The organism is Streptomyces sp. NPDC088766 (assembly GCF_044750845.1).
Classification (GTDB): Bacteria; Actinomycetota; Actinomycetes; order Streptomycetales; family Streptomycetaceae; genus Streptomyces.
Window position 1 is genome coordinate 126,883 of the sequence record NZ_JBIVKQ010000003.1, and the last position, 17,420, is coordinate 144,302.

At 71.6% G+C, this 17,420-nt stretch carries 14 protein-coding genes and 1 tRNA gene; 11 read left to right on the forward strand and 4 right to left on the reverse strand.

Features of this window, described 5'->3' with window-relative positions:
- The first annotated feature begins 1 nt into the window (after position 1).
- The 6 genes from ACIP5W_RS05865 to ACIP5W_RS05890 all read left to right on the forward strand — a co-directional run bounded on the left by ACIP5W_RS05865 (position 2) and on the right by ACIP5W_RS05890 (position 7,183).
- Positions 2-2,089 (forward strand): hypothetical protein, encoded by a 2,088-nt coding sequence (locus tag ACIP5W_RS05865; protein WP_401467295.1) that lies wholly within the window; start codon positions 2-4, stop codon positions 2,087-2,089.
- 182 nt (positions 2,090-2,271) lie between these two features.
- Complete coding sequence (locus ACIP5W_RS05870) at positions 2,272-2,793, forward strand: hypothetical protein (RefSeq protein WP_401467298.1); 522 nt, start codon at positions 2,272-2,274, stop codon at positions 2,791-2,793.
- A 169-nt stretch (positions 2,794-2,962) separates the two neighbouring features.
- The gene (locus ACIP5W_RS05875; protein ID WP_401467984.1) at positions 2,963-3,820 is read left to right on the forward strand and encodes a DNA primase; all 858 of its coding nucleotides are present in this window, start codon (positions 2,963-2,965) and stop codon (positions 3,818-3,820) included.
- 325 nt (positions 3,821-4,145) lie between these two features.
- Positions 4,146-5,393 (forward strand): DUF3631 domain-containing protein, encoded by a 1,248-nt coding sequence (locus ACIP5W_RS05880; protein ID WP_401467301.1) that lies wholly within the window; start codon positions 4,146-4,148, stop codon positions 5,391-5,393.
- 163 nt (positions 5,394-5,556) lie between these two features.
- Positions 5,557-5,742, forward strand: a complete 186-nt coding sequence (locus tag ACIP5W_RS05885; RefSeq protein ID WP_401467304.1) for a helix-turn-helix transcriptional regulator — start codon at positions 5,557-5,559, stop codon at positions 5,740-5,742.
- A gap of 64 nt (positions 5,743-5,806) precedes the next feature.
- Positions 5,807-7,183 (forward strand): tyrosine-type recombinase/integrase, encoded by a 1,377-nt coding sequence (locus tag ACIP5W_RS05890; protein WP_401467307.1) that lies wholly within the window; start codon positions 5,807-5,809, stop codon positions 7,181-7,183.
- Positions 7,184-7,319: 136 nt separating this feature from the next.
- Here ACIP5W_RS05890 and ACIP5W_RS05895 read toward each other — a convergent pair.
- Together ACIP5W_RS05895 and ACIP5W_RS05900 are read right to left on the reverse strand one after the other, a co-directional pair.
- Positions 7,320-7,406: transfer RNA gene (locus ACIP5W_RS05895), tRNA-Ser, on the reverse strand.
- An 84-nt stretch (positions 7,407-7,490) separates the two neighbouring features.
- Positions 7,491-9,011: a S1C family serine protease gene (locus ACIP5W_RS05900; protein WP_401467310.1), complete on the reverse strand. Its 1,521-nt coding sequence runs from the start codon at positions 9,009-9,011 to the stop codon at positions 7,491-7,493.
- Between the two features lie 313 nt (positions 9,012-9,324).
- Between ACIP5W_RS05900 and ACIP5W_RS05905 the strand changes: the two genes are divergently transcribed.
- From ACIP5W_RS05905 to ACIP5W_RS05915, 3 genes are all read left to right on the forward strand, one after another.
- Complete coding sequence (locus tag ACIP5W_RS05905; RefSeq protein ID WP_401467313.1) at positions 9,325-10,164, forward strand: glycerophosphodiester phosphodiesterase; 840 nt, start codon at positions 9,325-9,327, stop codon at positions 10,162-10,164.
- A gap of 211 nt (positions 10,165-10,375) precedes the next feature.
- Positions 10,376-11,014, forward strand: coding sequence for an ATP-binding protein (locus ACIP5W_RS05910; protein ID WP_401467316.1), 639 nt, complete (start codon positions 10,376-10,378; stop codon positions 11,012-11,014).
- 215 nt (positions 11,015-11,229) lie between these two features.
- On the forward strand, positions 11,230-12,195 hold the full coding sequence (locus ACIP5W_RS05915) for a DUF5926 family protein (protein ID WP_398094559.1): 966 nt from the start codon (positions 11,230-11,232) through the stop codon (positions 12,193-12,195).
- Between the two features lie 272 nt (positions 12,196-12,467).
- On the opposite strand, the gene ACIP5W_RS05920 is transcribed toward ACIP5W_RS05915, so the two are convergent.
- Together ACIP5W_RS05920 and ACIP5W_RS05925 are read right to left on the reverse strand one after the other, a co-directional pair.
- Positions 12,468-13,082 carry a hypothetical protein gene (locus ACIP5W_RS05920; protein WP_401467319.1) on the reverse strand — a complete coding sequence of 205 codons (615 nt, stop codon included), beginning with the start codon at positions 13,080-13,082 and terminating at the stop codon, positions 12,468-12,470.
- 56 nt (positions 13,083-13,138) lie between these two features.
- Positions 13,139-13,804: a bifunctional DNA primase/polymerase gene (locus ACIP5W_RS05925; RefSeq protein ID WP_401467322.1), complete on the reverse strand. Its 666-nt coding sequence runs from the start codon at positions 13,802-13,804 to the stop codon at positions 13,139-13,141.
- 517 nt (positions 13,805-14,321) lie between these two features.
- On the opposite strand from ACIP5W_RS05925, the gene ACIP5W_RS05930 reads away from it, so the two are divergent.
- Both ACIP5W_RS05930 and ACIP5W_RS05935 read left to right on the forward strand, forming a co-directional pair.
- Complete coding sequence (locus tag ACIP5W_RS05930; protein ID WP_401467987.1) at positions 14,322-15,830, forward strand: PP2C family protein-serine/threonine phosphatase; 1,509 nt, start codon at positions 14,322-14,324, stop codon at positions 15,828-15,830.
- Between the two features lie 117 nt (positions 15,831-15,947).
- The gene (locus tag ACIP5W_RS05935) at positions 15,948-17,411 is read left to right on the forward strand and encodes an aminopeptidase P family protein (RefSeq protein WP_401467325.1); all 1,464 of its coding nucleotides are present in this window, start codon (positions 15,948-15,950) and stop codon (positions 17,409-17,411) included.
- The last annotated feature ends 9 nt before the right edge of the window (positions 17,412-17,420 follow it).

A 17,420-nucleotide genomic window follows, 5' to 3' on the forward strand; every position in this document is an offset into this window, starting at 1 on the left:
GATGAGCAGCACCGCCACCGCCAACAAGAACGCGAGCAGTGGCCCGGTGCTGGACTGGGCGGCCGGTCACGGACCCGTGACCGGCGCCCTGTCCGCCACCACCGGAGCCTTCGCCGTCGCCACCACCGGCGCCGCAACCGGCATGCCGCCTGGCTGGGCTGTGGTTGTCGGTGCGGCCGGCGCCCTCGGTCACACTGTCGCGGGCCTGCGCGTGCGTAACGCCGGCCGCACGCTTGCCACCCGCGCCGCGTCCTGGCTGGTCGGGGCCGGCTGGACCACTTGGGCCATGACCACCGGCCCGCTGACCTGGGCTGCCCTCGGCTCCCTCGCCGCCATCGGCGTCGGCATGGGCGCCGCTGCCCGCTCAGTCGCGCTGTATGAGGAGGCGCGGGAAGAGGAGGCGATCGCCGCCGAGCAGCGGGCCATCGCACGGGAGCTCTCCGCGGAGCGCCGTGCGATCGCCGCGGAGTGGGTGGAGCGGATCCAGCGGATCTGCAACATCACCGTGCGCGTGCTCGCCGTGGAGAAATGGCCGACCGGCGCGGGCTACTCACTGGATCTGGAGCCGCAGGGCGGGATCACCTACGACCGCATCGCGCAGTTCTCAGTGCAGCTCTCCGCGGATGCCAAGCTCCCGCACGGCTGCACCGCCACCGCGAGCCCAGGCATCCACCAGGGCAGGGCGATCCTGGACGTGACCACGGTCAACGTCCTCAAGGAGGACTGCCCTTACCCCAGCGAGTACGGGCCACTGTCGGTGCTGACCGGTCTGCCGTGGGGGGTGCGGACCAACGGTGAGATCGTCTCCGCCTACCTGCGTGAACAGTGCGCGCTGGTCGTCGGGCCGACCGGATCGGGCAAGACGAACATGGTCCACACGATCCTGGCCGGGTTCGCCCGCGCCGAGGACGTTCTCACGTGGGTGATCGACCTCAACGCCGGCAGTGCAGGCCTGCCCTGGGTCCTGCCTGCGCTGAACGGGGAGCTCCAGCAGGCCGACGGCAAGCCCGTGCGGCCCGGCATCGACTGGCTCGCCGCCTCGCATGAGGAAGCCATGCTGATGCTCGATGCCGCGCTGGCCGTGGGTCTGCACCGGAAGAGGGCGTATCAGGACCTGCTGGCCAAGGCGAACACGGACCTGCTCCCGATCAGCGCCAAGATCCCTCAGATCCTGCTGGTCATCGATGAGGGCGCGGAGATCCTGGTCAGCACCGACCGACAGATGAAGCAGCTCGCGAAGAAGATCCTTGAAGTCATCCGCATGCTGCGCGCCATGGGCGTCCGCACCGTGCTCACCGCCCTCGGCGCGACCGGCAGTGTGCTGGGCAACCTGATGATCCGCCGGGAAGGCAAGGTCCGTGTTGCCCTGACCGGTGGTGAGACCGAGGGCATGGACCTGGGCAAGATGTTCCCCGGCCGCCGTGGGCTGCGCGTCGAGCAGGCGCCCTACAAGGGCGCTGGGTTCATGGGCACCCCGGAGTCGCCGGCCGCGCTGTTCAAGGCGTGGCGGATCCTGCCCAACCAGATCCGTGAGATCACCGCCGCCACCTCCGACCGGCACCCGAGGCTGGACGACATCTCCGCCAAGGCGGCCGGGCCCGCCTACGCCCGCCGCTGGGACACCGACCGCACCGCATGGATGCGCGACCTCACCGCGGACGACACGGACGCCGACCCCATGGCGTCCGCCGGGGGAGGGCTGAACCTGTCCGCCCTGCGCAGCCCGCAGACCGAGCAGGGCTCGCCGGAAGACGAGATGCTGCGCCGCTTCCGCGAGCAGATCGACGCCGAGTTCGCCACCGCCCCCGACCCCCACACCGTCGAGGAGCAGGCTGCGCCGACCGCGGAGGGCCTGAACCTGTCCGCGCTGCGGCGGGAGCGCGAGCAGGGCCCGGTGTGGCTGCCCCAGGTGCTGGAAGCGATCAAGGCGACCGGGGCGGAGGGCATGAAGCCGTCCGCGGTCGCCGAACTTGTTGGCAAGGACCGCAAGACCGTCCGCGCCGCTCTCCAGGCCGCCGTGGAACGCGGCCAGTTGGTCTACCGCGACAACGGGCCGCACTCGGTCTACGTCCACCCCGACCACGCCTGAGCGCCCTCACACAGCGCTACTGAGTAGTGGGTAGTGGGGGGACGCCCCACTACCCACTAAAGGGTCCTACTGGGGCGCACAGGGCTTTGAACAGGAATCCCCCACTGGGGCCCCACTACCCAGTACGCCCCACTAGATCAGTCACGCAACGTCACCGAACCCTGAGTCGAAGGGACCCCGTTGTGCACGCCGACACCCCCGCCGAGAGCACCCCCGACCCGCTCCCCTCGTACACGCGGATGAGCGACACCGAAGCCACCGAAGAGGCCCGCCGCATCATCGCCGAGGCCTACCGGCCCGTGCCGCAGTTCCCCACCGCCTACCGCGACACCACCCCGCCGCCCGCCTACGGCACCACCCCGCCCGTCCCCCAGCCGGACAACCGGATCGTGCCCGCCTGGGCCGCCGGGACCGCGGTCGTCGGGATCGGCGTTGGCGCCGGCTGCGTCGGGCTCGGGTGCGGGATCTGGCTCGCCTGCCAAGGATTCGCCGCCGTGACCCTGACCAGCGTCCTGTTCGTCACCCTCCCGATCGGCGCCGTCGCCGCCGTGGCCGCCGCGATCAGCTCGGCCGTGCGCGCGATCAAGGCCACCCACAACCAAACCCACCACCACTACACCGGGCCCGTCCAACAGCAGAACAACACGATCACGGCGCCCGCGTATGGGCTGATCGCCCGCAACCGCAACGAACTTCACCACTGACACGGCAACGGCGGCCCCCATCCGACCAAGAACCGGGGCCGCCGCCAATCCAGCACGCTTTCACCGAACTGGAGACATCCAGCATGACCCAACCCACCGTCCCTGGGCGAGTTCTCGCCTTACTCTCCCCCGCGCTGGAGGTGGCCGCGTGACCGCCGTTCCGACCCTGATGGACACCGCGCTCATGCTCGCCTCGCACGACGTGCCAGTGCTGCCCCTACGAGCGGGAAAGGTCCCGTTCGGCAACTGCCCCACCTGCACCAGCAACGCGTGCGGCGGACGGCCGAACATGAAGGCCCCAGGCCCCTGCCGCTGTCCCGGCGTCTGCCACGCGTGGGCCGCCGCCACCACCGACCCGCACGTGCTCACCTCGCCGTCGTGGGCGTCCGCGTGGCGGGATGCCGTGGCGGTCGGCTACCACCCCGGCGGGGCCGGAGTAACCGTGGTCGACCTCGACAACGCGGACGCTGTCACCTGGGCCCGCACCACCCTGCCCACGACCCGCGTTGTGCCGACGCCCCGCGGCGAGCACTGGATCTACCGGGGCGTGATGCGCTCAGCCAACGCCGTGCGGCCCGGAGTCGACATCAAGTCCCACATGTCATACGCCCGATGGCTGGGCCACGGCACCGGCTCTCTTCGGGAGCTCCCGCCGGCCGTCCGCGCGCTGACCGCGAAGGAAGACACCACCCCCGCCCGCGGGGAGGTGGTCTCTTCCCTCCCCCGGCGGGCCACCTGGGACCGGACGGTTGCCACCGGATGCCGGCACACCGAGCGCTTCGTGCGCACTGGCCTCGAACGTGGTCTCGCCCTCGTACGGGCCCGTATCGAGTCGGGGGCGGGATCGCAGGCCTTCGGGGTTGCGCGGTTCCTCGCCGTCCAGCACACCGCGTGCCCTGGCCCCTGCGGGCTGGAGCTGCTCGGCGAGGAGATCGTGGCCGCCGCCGTCATGGTCGGCGTCCCCGAGACGTACGCGCGCAGGGCGGTCGCCAACGGCCTCAACGCCAACCAGGGAGCGGCAGCATGACTCATCAGCCGCACACCCCGACGGACGGCCCGCAGGACGCTGTACCGGCCGCGCCGACTGCGGTCGTAGGCGGGAAGGTCGCCGCCCGTCAGGGCGTCCTTTCTGCCCTTGGTTCTGACCCGCACTGCGGCGACGGCCGGTACCCGATCGGATGGCTGCACATTGCCGCGCCGCGCGGTGCGACACCGACGGCCACCTCGAGGTGTGCGTGCGGCCGGGACCGCAGCGCCGTCGGCCATGGCCGGGTGCTCGCCCTGATCGCCTCGCACACCGCTCACCGCGACCTATGCCCGCTCCGGAGCTCCCAGGAAGGGAGGAACGCCGCATGAACGCGACCAGCACGACCACGCCGCCCATCGACGGAGCCGCGCTGCTGAACGAGGTGGAGGCATTCCACCGCCGCTTCAACGTCTTCCCCACCGAGGCCGCCTACGTCGCCGTAGCTCTGTGGGACGCCCACGCCCACCTGATCGACTGCTTCGAGACCACACCCCGGATCGCCTTCCTCTCCCCCGAGCCGGGATCGGGAAAGTCCCGCGCGCTGGAGATCGTGGAGCTCCTCACCCCTCGCCCAGTCACCACCGTTTCCGCGTCCGCCAACGCCCTCTATCGGCTGGTCGAATCCGCCGAAGGCCTGCCCACCGTCCTGTTTGACGAGGTCGACACCATCTTCGGCCCCAAGGCCGGCGCCGATGAGGCACTGCGCGGCTTCCTGAACGCCGGCTACCGCCGCATCGGCGGCGCCCTGCGCTGCGTGGGCGACGGCTCGAACCAGAACGCGCAGGTCTTCGGCTCCTACTGCGCCGTGGCCATGGCTGGACTCGGCTCCCTACCCGACACCGTCCTGACCCGCTCGGTCATCATCCGCATGCGCAAGCGCGCCCCGAACGAGAAGGTGGAGCCCTACCGGCAGCGCATCCATGACAAGCAGGGACACGCCCTGCGGGACCGCCTCGCCAAGTGGGCCGACACCGTCCGCGAGCAGGTCACCGACGCCTGGCCCGAGATGCCCGAGGGCGTCACCGACCGGCCCGCCGACGTGTGGGAGCCCCTCCTCGCCGTCGCCGACGCGGCCGGCGACGACTGGCCGGCCCGCGCCCGCGCCGCCTGCCTGGAACTGATCAGCGCAGCCCACGACAACGACGAAGCTTCCCTCGGGGTCCGGCTGCTGACCGACCTGCGCGACAAGGTGTTCTGCGGCGCCGACCGCATGCCCACCGCCGCGATCATCGAATGCCTGCTGCGCATGGACGACGGCCCGTGGGGAGACCTGGACGATAAGCCGATCAACTCCCGCACCCTCGCCCGGCTGCTCGGGCAGTACGTCACCCCAGCCAACAAGCCGATCAAGCCCCGCGGCATCCGCACCCCCTCGGGCTTCCCCAAGGGGTACTACGCGGAAGACCTCACGGACGCCTGGACCCGCTACTGTCCTCCGCCCCCCGGAGAATCCGCCACGTCCGCCACGTCCGCCACATCGCAGGTCAACAGGGGTGAACTTGTGGCGGATACCGCCACGGCGATCCGCCACGTGTCCGCGGAAACCGCCACACAGCCCGCCTTCACCGGCTGACCGAACCAACTTCCCCAATGCCGCCGCACCTGCCGGGTGTGGCGGCATCTATCCGCCACAAAACCGCTATCCGCCACACGATCAAGGCTCTGACCTGCGATGTGGCGGCGTGGCGGACGTGGCGGATTCCCCAGAGGAGAGAGACCAGAGAAGGAGTCGCACCTTGGCCCGCCCCCAGATGCTCAAGCTCCCCGAAGTCCTCGAAGAGATCGACATGAGCCGCGCCGCCTTCTACCGCATGCGCGCCCGTGGCAAGGCGCCGAAGCTCATCAAGCTGCCAAACGGGCAGATCCGATGCCGACGCAGCGACTTGGACGCGTGGTGGGCCGAGCACGAGATCGCAGCCTGACCATTGACCGACCCGAAGGGGACCCCGCTGTATGGCGGGGTCCCCTTCCCCGTGAAGGAGCACAATGCACAGCTACGACGTGCGCATTTGGAGCGTCCGGAAGCGTCCGAGCAAAGCCGCTCCGTTCCAACTCCGCTGGCAGGTCGACGGGACGGAGCGTCAGGAGAAGTTCACAACCAAGACGCTCGCCGACGCCCGCCGCGCGGAGCTGCTGACCGCAGCCCGCAAGGGCGAGCCGTTCGACACCGAGACCGGACTCCCGGTGTCGGAGGTGCGCGAGCGGAACCGTACTAGCTGGTACGCCCACGCGCGTTCGCACGCTGCGCGGAAGTGGCCGACTGCGGCGGCCAAGCACCGTGCGAGCATCGCGGAGAGCCTGACCATCGCCACGATGGCTCTGTGTCCGACAGGGAAGGGACGTCCGGCAGATGACCTCTTGCGCCGTGCGCTCTATCAGTGGGGATTCAACGCCGGACGCCACGACCAGGAACCGCCGGAAGCAGAGGCCAAGGCCTTGGCGTGGGTGGAACGGAACGCGCCGGCCGTGGTCGACCTGGACAGTGCGAAGCGCGTACGCATCGTGCTGGAACACCTGGCCAAGCGGCAGGACGGCAAGCCGGCCGCCGCCAACACGTTCCGGCGCCGCCGCGCGGTTCTGAGCAACTGCCTGCGCCTCGCCGTGGAACACGAGCTGCTGCCCGGCAACCCTCTGCACCGCGTGCACTGGGAGACACCCAAGGCGGTAGAAGAGCTGGACGTGCGCAGCGTCGCGACACCGGCACAAGCGCGAGCGCTGCTGGATGCGGTCCGCGCTCAGGGCCCGCGCGGCGCCCACCTGGTCGCGTTCTTCGCGTGCATGTACTACGCGGCCATGCGCCCTGAGGAGGTGTCCATGCTGAGCGCTGAGCAGTGCGACCTCCCCGAGAAAGGGTGGGGACGGCTCATGCTCGCCGGCGCCCGGCCGCAGGTGGGATCTGCCTGGACGGACGACGGCAAGCCGTACGAGGAGCGGCAGCTCAAGCACCGGGCCCGCCGTGCGGTCCGACCGGTGCCCATCCCTCCGGTGTTGGTCGCCATCCTGCGCGCTCACCTCGAAGAGTGCGGGACCACGACCGAGGGGCGGCTGTTCAGCGCCGTACGGGGTGGGCCCGTCCGGTCGCAGGAGTATGGCGCAGTGTGGAAGGAGGCTCGAAGGAAGGCGCTCACCGCCGCGCAGGTCGCCTCTCCTCTGGCCGCCATCCCGTACGACCTGCGGCACGCCTGCGTGTCCTTCTGGCTCCGCTCTGGGGTGAGCCTCGCCGAGACAGCCCGGCGCGCGGGCCAGAGCGTTGCCGTACTCCAGCGCTACTACGCCAAAGTCCTGGACGGCGAGGAGGCGAGGATGAACACGCTGATCGAGCAGGGGTTGGCGGAGCACGAGGGCGGGACCGAGGAGCCGTAAATCTTGGCCGCAGGTTGGCCGCACGCGCTGGTCAGAGGTGGGATACCGGCGGGCCAGGGTGAGACAAGGTGCACGCAGAAGGGGTGCCGCTCCGGAGAGTGGCACCCCTTCTGACCTGCAACGCTTCTGACCTGCGCGGAGGCGGTGGGATTTGAACCCACGGTGACATCGCTGCCACGACGGTTTTCAAGACCGTTCCCTTAGGCCGCTCGGGCACGCCTCCCCGCGTCGGCCTCGGCCGGACGACGCGGGGACAAGAGTAACGGGTGGCCGTGAGCGCGTGGTGCCCTGCGGGGGCGCCGGAGCGTCAGCTGTCGCCCTTGCGGGAGCCGAGGGTGAGGTCGACGGTGCGGGTCTTGCCGTCGCGCTCGTAGGTGATCGTGACCTTGTCGCCCGGCTTGTGGGTCCAGATCTCGCCGATGAGGGTCGGGCCGCTGTCGATCACCCTGTCGTCGAGCTTGGTGATCACGTCGCCGGGCTTGAGGCCGGCCTTGGCCGCGGGGCCGCCCGCCTCGACGGCGGCGGCGCCGCCCGCGCCCTGGTCGGTGATCTTCGCGCCGTCCGTGGACTCCTCCAGGGAGACGGAGGCGCCGATCTTGGCGTACACCGGCTGCCCGTCCTTGATCAGTTCCTGGGCGACGTACTTGGCCTGGTTGATCGGGATGGCGAAGCCGAGGCCGATCGAGCCGGACTGGGTGGTGCCGCCCAGGCCGCCGCTGCCGGTGGACTGGATCGCGGAGTTGATGCCGATCACGTTGCCCTGGGCGTCGAGCAGCGGGCCACCGGAGTTGCCCGGGTTGATGGAGGCGTCCGTCTGGAGGGCGCTCATGTAGGAGGAGCTGCTGCCGGTGCCGTCGGAGGAGGCCACGGGGCGGTTCTTCGCGCTGATGATGCCGGTCGTGACCGTGTTGGACAGGCCGAAGGGCGCGCCGATGGCGATCGTCGAGTCGCCGACGGCGACCTTGTCGGAGTCGCCGAGGGTGAGCGGCTTGAGGTCGGAGGGGGCGTTCTTCAGCTTGATGACCGCGACGTCGTAGCCCTGGGCGTGGCCGACGACCTCGGCGTCGTACTTCTTGCCGCTCGGGAAGGTGGCGGTCACCTTGCCGCCGTCGACCGCGTCGGCGACGACGTGGTTGTTGGTGACGATGTGGCCCTGGGTGTCGAAGACGAAGCCGGTGCCGGTGCCGCCCTCGCCGTCGCTGGACTCGGCCTGGATGGTGACCGTGGAGGGCAGTGCCTTGGCGGCGACGCCGGCGACGGTGCCCGGGTCGCGCTTGACGGAGCCGCCGCTGTCGGAGGCGGAGACGGTGGTCGAGCCGGTGTCGTCGTTCTTGGCGAGGGTGTAGCCGAGACCGCCGCCGAGACCGCCCGCGACGAGGGCGGCGACCAGGACGGCGGCGGCGAGGCCGCCGCGGCCGCGGCGGGCCTTGGGCGGGACGGGCTGCTGGTGGGCGGCGCCCCAGGCGGTGGTGCCGGCTCCGGGGCCACCGGGGTTCCCGGGGTGCGCCGAGTGCGCGCCGAAGCCGTCGTCGGCGTAGGCCGGGGCGGGTGACTGCGGGGGCGGCCAGGCGGCGTCCGCCGGGGCGGCCGCGCTGGGGGCGGTGGGCGGCGGCCAGTCGCCCTCGGGGGTGCTGCCCGGCGAGGCGTGGGGCGCGGCCGGCGGAGGCGTCGTGGGCAGTGGGGCGGCGGGCAGTGGTGTGGTGGGCGCGCCGGTGTCGGGGGCGGCCTGATGGGGGGAGGCCGTGGGAGATTCCACCGGCACGGGGGGTGCGGACGGGGCCGGGGGAACCGGGGTGCCCTCGTTGGTGCCCTCGTTCTCGGTGCTCACAGCTCTTCTCCTCGGTCCACGGCTGTTTTTCTCGGTCGCACTCGGTCACGCTCGTTCACGCTTGTCGTCGACCCCGCGCGATGCAGCTGTGCATGTGCTTTTGTACGTGTCAGCTTTTCCCACGGGCCGTCAGAGCACCATAAGCGGTGCCTGTGGGTCCTTGACCATTCTTTATATGGTGCATTTTTCTACATGAACGGCACATCGTCGGAACATCTCAGCGGGTTCTCACAGGGTTCTCAGACGGCCGCTCGCCGACGCCGGCGATCCGGCCCGCCGGACGCGTACCCCGCACCGGTGGCACCATGACGCGGTGACCCATGCACGGCAGCAGCAACGCATCCAGGTCGTCGCCCACCGCGGGGCCTCCGAGGATGCCCCCGAACACACCCTGGCCGCGTACCGCAAGGCGATCGAGGACGGCGCGGACGCCCTCGAGTGCGACGTACGACTGACCGCGGACGGCCACCTCGTCTGCGTCCACGACCGCCGCGTCAACCGTACGTCCAACGGCCGCGGCGCGGTCTCCCAGCTGGAGCTCGCGGACCTGGCGGCCCTGGACTTCGGCTCCTGGAAGACGCGGGCGGCGCGGGAGGCCTGGAACACGCGCGACGAGGAGCCCGACTGGGAGGTACGGCCGGAAGACCGGGACGCCACCTCCGTCCTCACCCTGGAACGACTGCTGGAACTGGTCGCCGACGCGGGGCGCCGGGTGGAGCTGGCCGTCGAGACCAAGCATCCGACGCGCTGGGCGGGACAGGTGGAGGAGCGGCTGCTGGTGCTCCTGAAGCGGTTCGGCCTGGACGCGCCCACCACGGCCGACGCCTCCCCGGTGCGGGTGATGAGCTTCTCGGCGCGCTCGCTGCATCGCGTGCGTGCCGCTTCGCCGACGCTGCCCACGGTCTATCTGATGCAGTTCGTCTCACCCCGGCTGCGCGACGGCCGGCTGCCGGCGGGCGTGCGGATCGCGGGGCCCTCGATGCGGATCGTACGCAGTCATCCCGCCTACGTGGAGCGGCTGAAACGGGCCGGCCACCAGGTGCACGTATGGACGGTGAACGAACCGGAGGACGTGGACCTCTGTGTCCGGCTGGGCGTCGACGCCATCATCACGAACCGCCCGCGCGGGGTGCTGAACCAGCTGGGCCGCTGAGCGCCCGGTCTCACGGTCGGCACCCGCGCCGCTTCCGTGGGAAGAAACAGAAAGTCTCGGAAGCCCCACTGGTCCCATCCACACCTCTTGACCACAAGCGCCGCCTGAACCATCCTCGCTTCTCAGCCATACTGAAGAAATCCAGCCACACGACGACCTTCTGCTCACCAGGAGTGCTCCGGCGCATTCGCTCCGTGTTCGACCGTTGTGAGTGCGTCACGGGACGGGGATTGGCCGGTTTCCGGTACAGGCCAATGGGGCATCCACACCGTGGCGTGGGGCGAAGGAGGTCTCGGGGGTGGCGTTGGTGGTGGCACAAGAGGTGCCCACGTCGTCAAGCATGGCCGTACCCTATGGCCCTGCGGGCGTGGGTGAGGCGAGACACCGTATGCGCGATCAACTGCGTACGGGCGGGGTCTCGGAGGCGATCATCGACGATGCCGTACTGATCCTTTCCGAACTCCTGAGCAACGCGTGCAAACACGGCCGTCCGCTGGGCGACGCCCTGGCCGGGGACGGGGATGTGCGGGCCGCGTGGCGGGTGGACCCCGCCGGCCGGCTGGTCGTCGAGGTGACCGACGGCGGCGGGCCGACCCGGCCGGCCCCGGCGACCCCCTCCGTCACGGCGCACGGCGGACGCGGACTCAACATCATCACTGCGCTGGCCGACGACTGGGGCGTCCGGGACGACGCCCGCGGTGAGGTCACGGTGTGGGTCGTGGTCCACGCGGATGTGTACGACCCAGACGCGGGCTGCCGCCGGGACGACTTCGCCTCCCGGGTCGGGGCACCGCCGGTGGCCTCGATGCCGGGCCTGGACTTCACGGACGCGTTCGACGACCTCGACTAGGCCCTGCCGTCGCGTTCCCGCCGTCCGGCACCCCGTCCGGCGGGCGCTGCGACCGGGCCGGGTGACCGGCCCCGGTGCGACCGCCCGCCGGCCGTTGCGGCGGCCCGCCGCGGCTGTCCACAGGCCCGGTCGTCGTCCACAGGGTCCCGTGACTCCCGGCGCGAACGGCTAGGCTCCCGCCAGTACCAGACGAGCCGTACCCGGGAGACACCCAGATGGCCAAGAAGCGACCTCAGACGAAGGCCACGCGGCCGCAGCTCACCGAGGGAGAGATCCCGGTCGTCGGCGCGCGGGAGCCCTGCCCCTGCGGCAGCGGCCGCCGCTACAAGGCCTGCCACGGCCGGGCCGCCGCCCACGCCGTGACCGAGCTGGTCCAGCGCCCCTTCGAGGGCCTGCCGGGCGAGGGCGACTGGGTGGCGCTGCGCGAGCTGGTCCCGGCCGCCACGGTCGAACTGCCCCTGAAGGACGGCCTGCCCGAGGGCGTCCCCTCCGTCACGCTCGCCACGGTGCTGCCGATGGCCTGGCCGGCCCTGCGCCGCGACGACGGCTCGGTCCTCCTGGGGCTGCAGAACGACACCCCCTCCGGCGACATCAGCCGCGACCTCGCCGACACCCTCCTGCGGGCGCTGGAGGCGGAACCGGGCACGCCCGTGCAGGCCCGGCGCGCGCCGGCCGACGGCCCGCGGATGCAGGATCTGCTCGACCCCGAAGGCGCCTTCGAGCCAGTTGTGCACAGCGGGTTCGAGTTCTGGGTCCCGGACCCGGAGAACGCCACGCCGGAGGTGGCCGCCTCCCTGGAGCGGGCCAACGCGGCGGCGATCCCGACCGTGAAGCTGACCGGCGTCGACGCCGCGTACTGGTGCGAGACCCCGGAGAAGAACCACCTGCGCTGGGTCATGCCGCATCCGGAGGAGCGGCTTCTGGACGCGCTCGCGCGACTGCACGCGGCGGGTCGGTCGAGCCTGGGCGAGGGCACCCGGCTGGTGGGTTCCTTCCGGGCGCACGGCCTGACCGTGCCCGTCTGGGACCTGCCGAGCGGGGTCTCGGCCGCGGACGTGGAGAAGCCGGCCGCCGAGTTCGCCGAGCGGCTCGCCACCGCGCTGGCCTCGGACACCCCGCTCACGACCGACGAGCGCCGCGCGCGCGGAGGCCTGACCAACCGGCAGGTGACGCTCAGCTGACGCCCGGACGCGGCCCGGTGCGGCGTGACTCCGCTCACAACTCCCGTTGAAACAAGGCGAGTCGACGCCATAAGCGCCGATCTGCCGGTGTCCGGAAAGCCGATGAAAACATGAGATCGAATTTGCTTGGAGCCGATCTCTTGTTACCGTTCCAATAGCCCGGTTGCTGGTGCATCCCCCGTCGCCAGCAACCGGGTCTTTCCATGCCCGGCCCCGTCCCGGCCCCGTCACCTGGCCCGGCGCCCCGTCCCGAGCCCGTCCGGCGCATGTCCTCAACTGCTCTCATCCGCACCGGAGTTGCTGGCGGAACGCAGCAGCAGCGGTCCGGCACCGGCCGCCCGCGCGAACTCCGCCACCGCGGTGTGGTCCGCGGGCCCGCCCCGGCTTCGTCCACGGGGTGTCTCACAGGTGCCCGGCTCGTCGTCGGCGCCCACCGCGCACCGCGTCTGCACCGTGCGCCCGTCGGGCCCCATGAAGCTCAGGGCGGCCTCCAGGGCGCTGCCGGTGACGTTGCGGTAGTAGGTGCGCGCCCAGGTGGCCTCGCCCTGGGTGAGCACGCAGGTCTGCGCCTCGACACCCTCGGGCGAGGTGACTTCGGGACCGCAGCGGGCCGCGGTGGCCACCCCGAGACCGAGCAGCAGAGGTGTGCGGGAGGGTTCGGCGGGGGGCGCCTTGGCGTCCGTACCGTGGCCGGCCGACGGCCGGCCGGCGCGGTAGTCGGTGCCGGGGGCCACGTCCCGCCGCTCGGCCGGGCGGGGTCCGCCGCCCGCCGGCCCCGCGGACGCCATCGCCAGGGGCAGGGCGATCACGCACACCACGGTGCCCCCGAGGCCGAGGAGACGGAGCCATCGGGGGCCCGGGGGCGGTCCCCCAGAATGTCGCTGCATGGTGCGGAAGATAACGAGCGGAGGCGGGCATGCCCTCCGGTGGGCGCCCGACACCCTTACAACTCGGGCGCGCTCACACCCGTACGAGTGAGGGCGTCGACGACCGCGTCCACCACGGCCTCCACGTCGGGCACCCAGGGCGAGGCCGAACCGGGCAGCGGCGCGCGCTCCCAGCGGATGTCGCCCTGGCCGGTCTCCGAGGGGGGCAGGGCGAGGTAGCCGCCCTCCCCGTGGAAGCGCAGTGAGCCGGGGACGAAGTCCTTGGCGTACAGCAGCTCGCCCAACTGCTCCATGGAGTAGGGCCGGACGAGGATCGACCAGCGGGTGGCCGAGGCGACCACCGGACCGAGGCGCATGCCCTGCCGGTCGAGCGCGACGAGCGCGTGGGAGGCCGCGAGGGCGGGCAGGCTGACCGCGCAGGGCGCCTTCCCGCCGGTGGCCAGGACGATCGGTGCCGTCGGGCGGTTGGCCCACCACCAGCGGAGCATGCGCGCGTCGGTGGTGGCCGTCAGAAGGCCGGGGTCGAAGGGATGGGCGCCGGGCACCGAGCATTCCGGGTCGGGGCAGCCGCACCGGGAGGTGCCCCGTGGGTTCGCCGTCACGCCCGGGAGTACGGGCCACTGCCACTCCGTCGCGAAGGTGAGGGCCGCGTCGATCAGTTCAGGCCCCCCGTCGCTGCGCCGGGACAGGAGCCTGCGTCGCCTTCCGAGGATCTCGCGCATGAGCGCTCGTTCCTTTCCGTTGCACCGCTGGCAACACCGTGGGTCACATCACACCATGTGTCGATCACTTCACTGTGCGTACCTGTTGGCGCATCACACCCCTGTCCGAGACAAGGGAAACCCCCTGGGGGTCGAGCACTGGCTGCGCTTGCGCGGCCACTCCGTCCAATACTGCGCCCACCTCGAGCATGGGCCTGGCGTGGGGTGGCGAAGTCTGGCGTTTTGCCGTGCGCGTATTTCTCTCCGCCTCCACCACGGGAGGATGGGGCACGGTCGTCGGTGGCTAGGACGCCGGGGCGGGTCACCAGGTTCCGGGTGGCTCCCAACGACCCCTGGTCCTAACCGAGTACGTACCCATCACGACCGCTGTGACGCTCCGTGGAGCAAACCCAGTCGACCGCAAACACCTGTTACCTGATGCAGTTTTCAGCCAACTTCGCTATTGCGCAAGGGAGCCGGACAAAGCGTGACCGACAAACCCTCCGACCCCGCGGACACCAGCGATCCCAGCAGGACAATGCTGGACATCCCCTCACGAGTGCGTGTACATGTGGAGACACCGCTGGCAGCGCAGAACGACATGGGGGTTTGCGATGCTTTTGAGCAATACGCACCGGTCCGAGAGCCGGACGCCATGAACGCCCCTCACCCCTCCAAAGTGGCCGGAATCGATTCAACGGTTCCCTCGCCCGCACACACTGTCGCGCCCGCATCCGCCGCCCCGGCCGCCCCACCGGTTCCCCCCGGCGCGGGAGCCCTCCTCCAGGACCGGCTGGCCGGCTGGGTCTCCGATCTCACGACCCTCCACGAACTCACCGAACGCCTGGCCCGTACGGCCACCCTGCCCGACGCCCTCCAGGAAGTGCTGCGGGCCGGATCCGCCCTGGTGGGCGCCCGGCGCGGGCTCGTCGTCCTGGAACCCGCCGACGGCCTCGGCCCCGACACCACGATCGGCCTCGGCCTCGGCCGCGCCGACCTCGGCCACATCGAGACCGTGCCGCGCAGCTCCATGCCGTACGGCCGCATCCTCGACGGGCTGCCCGGCGGCGAGGGCGAGATCGCCCAGCCCGACCTGCTCTCCGAGGACGGCCTCGACCCCCGGCACCGCGAGGTGGCCGCCCGCCTCGGCTACGCCGCCAGCTACGCCCTGCCCCTGACCGCCGGCGAAGGCGCCGACCGCCTGGGCGCGGCCGTCTGGCTCTACGACGAGCCCGCCGAGCCGGTCGAGCGCCGGCGCCACCTGGTCGGGCTGTACGTGCGCCACGCCGCCGAGCACCTCGCACGCCTCCTCGAACTCGAACGCGCCCGCGCGTGCATGACGACGATGACGGAGGAGCTGCTGCCCTCCCGGCTGCCGCGGGTGGCCGGCGTCCAGCTCGCCGCCCGGCACCGCACCGGACCGCACGGCGGCGGCGACTGGTACGACGCGCTGCCGCTGCCCGACGCGGCGCTGGGCCTGGCCGTCGGCTCCGTCACCGGCTCCGGGCCGAGCGCGGTGGCCGCGATGGGACGGCTGCGCGCCTCCCTGCGGGCGTACGCCGTGATGGAGGGCGAGGACCCCGTCGCCGTCCTGTCCGACCTGGAGCTGCTGCTGCGGCTGACCGAGCCCGCCCGGTCGGCCACCGCGCTGTTCGCCTACTGCGAGCCCGCACTGCGCAAGATCACCCTGGCCGGTGCCGGACACTGCCCGCCACTGCTGGTGGGCGCGCGGCGCACCGAGTTCGTCGAGACGTCCGTGTCCGCGCCGCTGGGCATGCTGGCCTGCTGGGAGGCGCCGAGCGTGGAGCTGGAGGCCGAGGCCGGGGAGACGGTACTGCTCTACACGGACGGCCTGCTGCACCGTACCGGCGACCCCGTCGACCGCGCCTTCGCCCGGCTGCACGCGGCCGCGGCCGGGGTCCCCCGGTCGATCCGGCACGACCCGGGCGCGGTCGCCGACCACGTGCTGCGGACGGTACTGCCGGAAGGGCTGGACGCGGCCGACGTCGCGGACGACGTCGTCCTGCTCGCGGCGCGCTTCGAGTGAGGACCGGAGCAGGGCGTCCGGCCCGCCCCCTTCCCGGAACGGCAAGAGGTCCTTCGCCCCTGGGCCCCCTTCTGTACGACCGTACGATGGAGGGGGCCCAGTGCCGTATCGAGGAGGATGACCGTGGCGGAAGAGCTCCCGGAGACCCCGGAGACCGCTGAAGAAGAGACCGTCAAGCCACGCAAGAACGGCCTGTACCCGGGCGTGTCCGACGAGCTGGCCGAGAACATGAAGTCCGGCTGGGCCGACACGGAGCTGCGTGACCTGGAGCCGATCGCCCAGGCCGCCGAGACCGCCGCCCGCCGCGCCGCGCTCTCCGCCCGTTTCCCCGGCGAGCGTCTGGTGATCCCCGCCGGCAACCTGAAGACCCGCTCGAACGACACGGAGTACGCCTTCCGCGCCTCGGTCGAGTACGCCTACCTCACCGGCAACCAGACCGAGGACGGCGTGCTGGTCCTGGAGCCCAGGGGCGAGGGCCACGCCGAGACGATCTACCTCCTGCCGCGCTCCGACCGTGAGAACGGCGAGTTCTGGCTCTCCGGCCAGGGCGAGCTGTGGGTCGGCCGCCGGCACTCCCTCTCCGAGGCCGAGAAGCTGTACGGCATCCCCGCCGCCGATGTCCGTGAGCTGGCCGCCCTGCTGCGCGAGGCCACCGGCCCGGTGCGGGTCGTGCGCGGCCACGACGCCGGCATCGAGGCCGCGCTGACCGACAAGGTCACCGCCGAGCGCGACGAGGAGCTGCGCGTCTTCCTCTCCGAGGCCCGCCTGGTCAAGGACGAGTTCGAGATCGGCGAGCTGCAGAAGGCCGTCGACTCGACGGTCCGCGGCTTCGAGGACGTCGTGAAGGTCCTCGACAAGGCCGAGGCGACGAGCGAGCGCTACATCGAGGGCACGTTCTTCCTCCGCGCGCGCGTGGAGGGCAACGACGTCGGCTACGGCACCATCGCCGCCGCCGGCCCGCACGCCTGCACGCTGCACTGGGTGCGCAACGACGGGCCCGTGCGCTCCGGCGACCTGCTCCTGCTGGACGCGGGCGTCGAGACGCACACGTACTACACCGCCGACGTCACGCGGACGCTGCCGGTCGGCGGCCGCTTCAGCGAGATCCAGAAGAAGATCTACGACGCCGTGTACGACGCCCAGGAGGCCGGCATCGCGGCCGTGCGGCCGGGCGGCAAGTACCGCGACTTCCACGACGCCGCGCAGCGCGTGCTGACCGAGCGGCTCGTCGAGTGGGGTCTGGTCGAGGGGCCCGTGGAGCGGGTGCTGGAGCTGGGCCTGCAGCGCCGCTGGACGCTGCACGGCACCGGGCACATGCTCGGCATGGACGTCCACGACTGTGCCGCCGCGCGCGTGGAGTCGTACGTCGACGGGACGCTGGAGCCGGGCATGGTGCTGACGGTCGAGCCGGGGCTGTACTTCCAGGCCGACGACCTGACCGTGCCGGAGGAGTACCGCGGGATCGGCGTCCGGATCGAGGACGACATCCTGGTCACCGAGGACGGGAACCGCAACCTGTCCGACGGTCTGCCGCGGCGGTCCGCCGAGGTCGAGGCGTGGATGGCTTCGCTCAAGGGCTGACACCGGGCC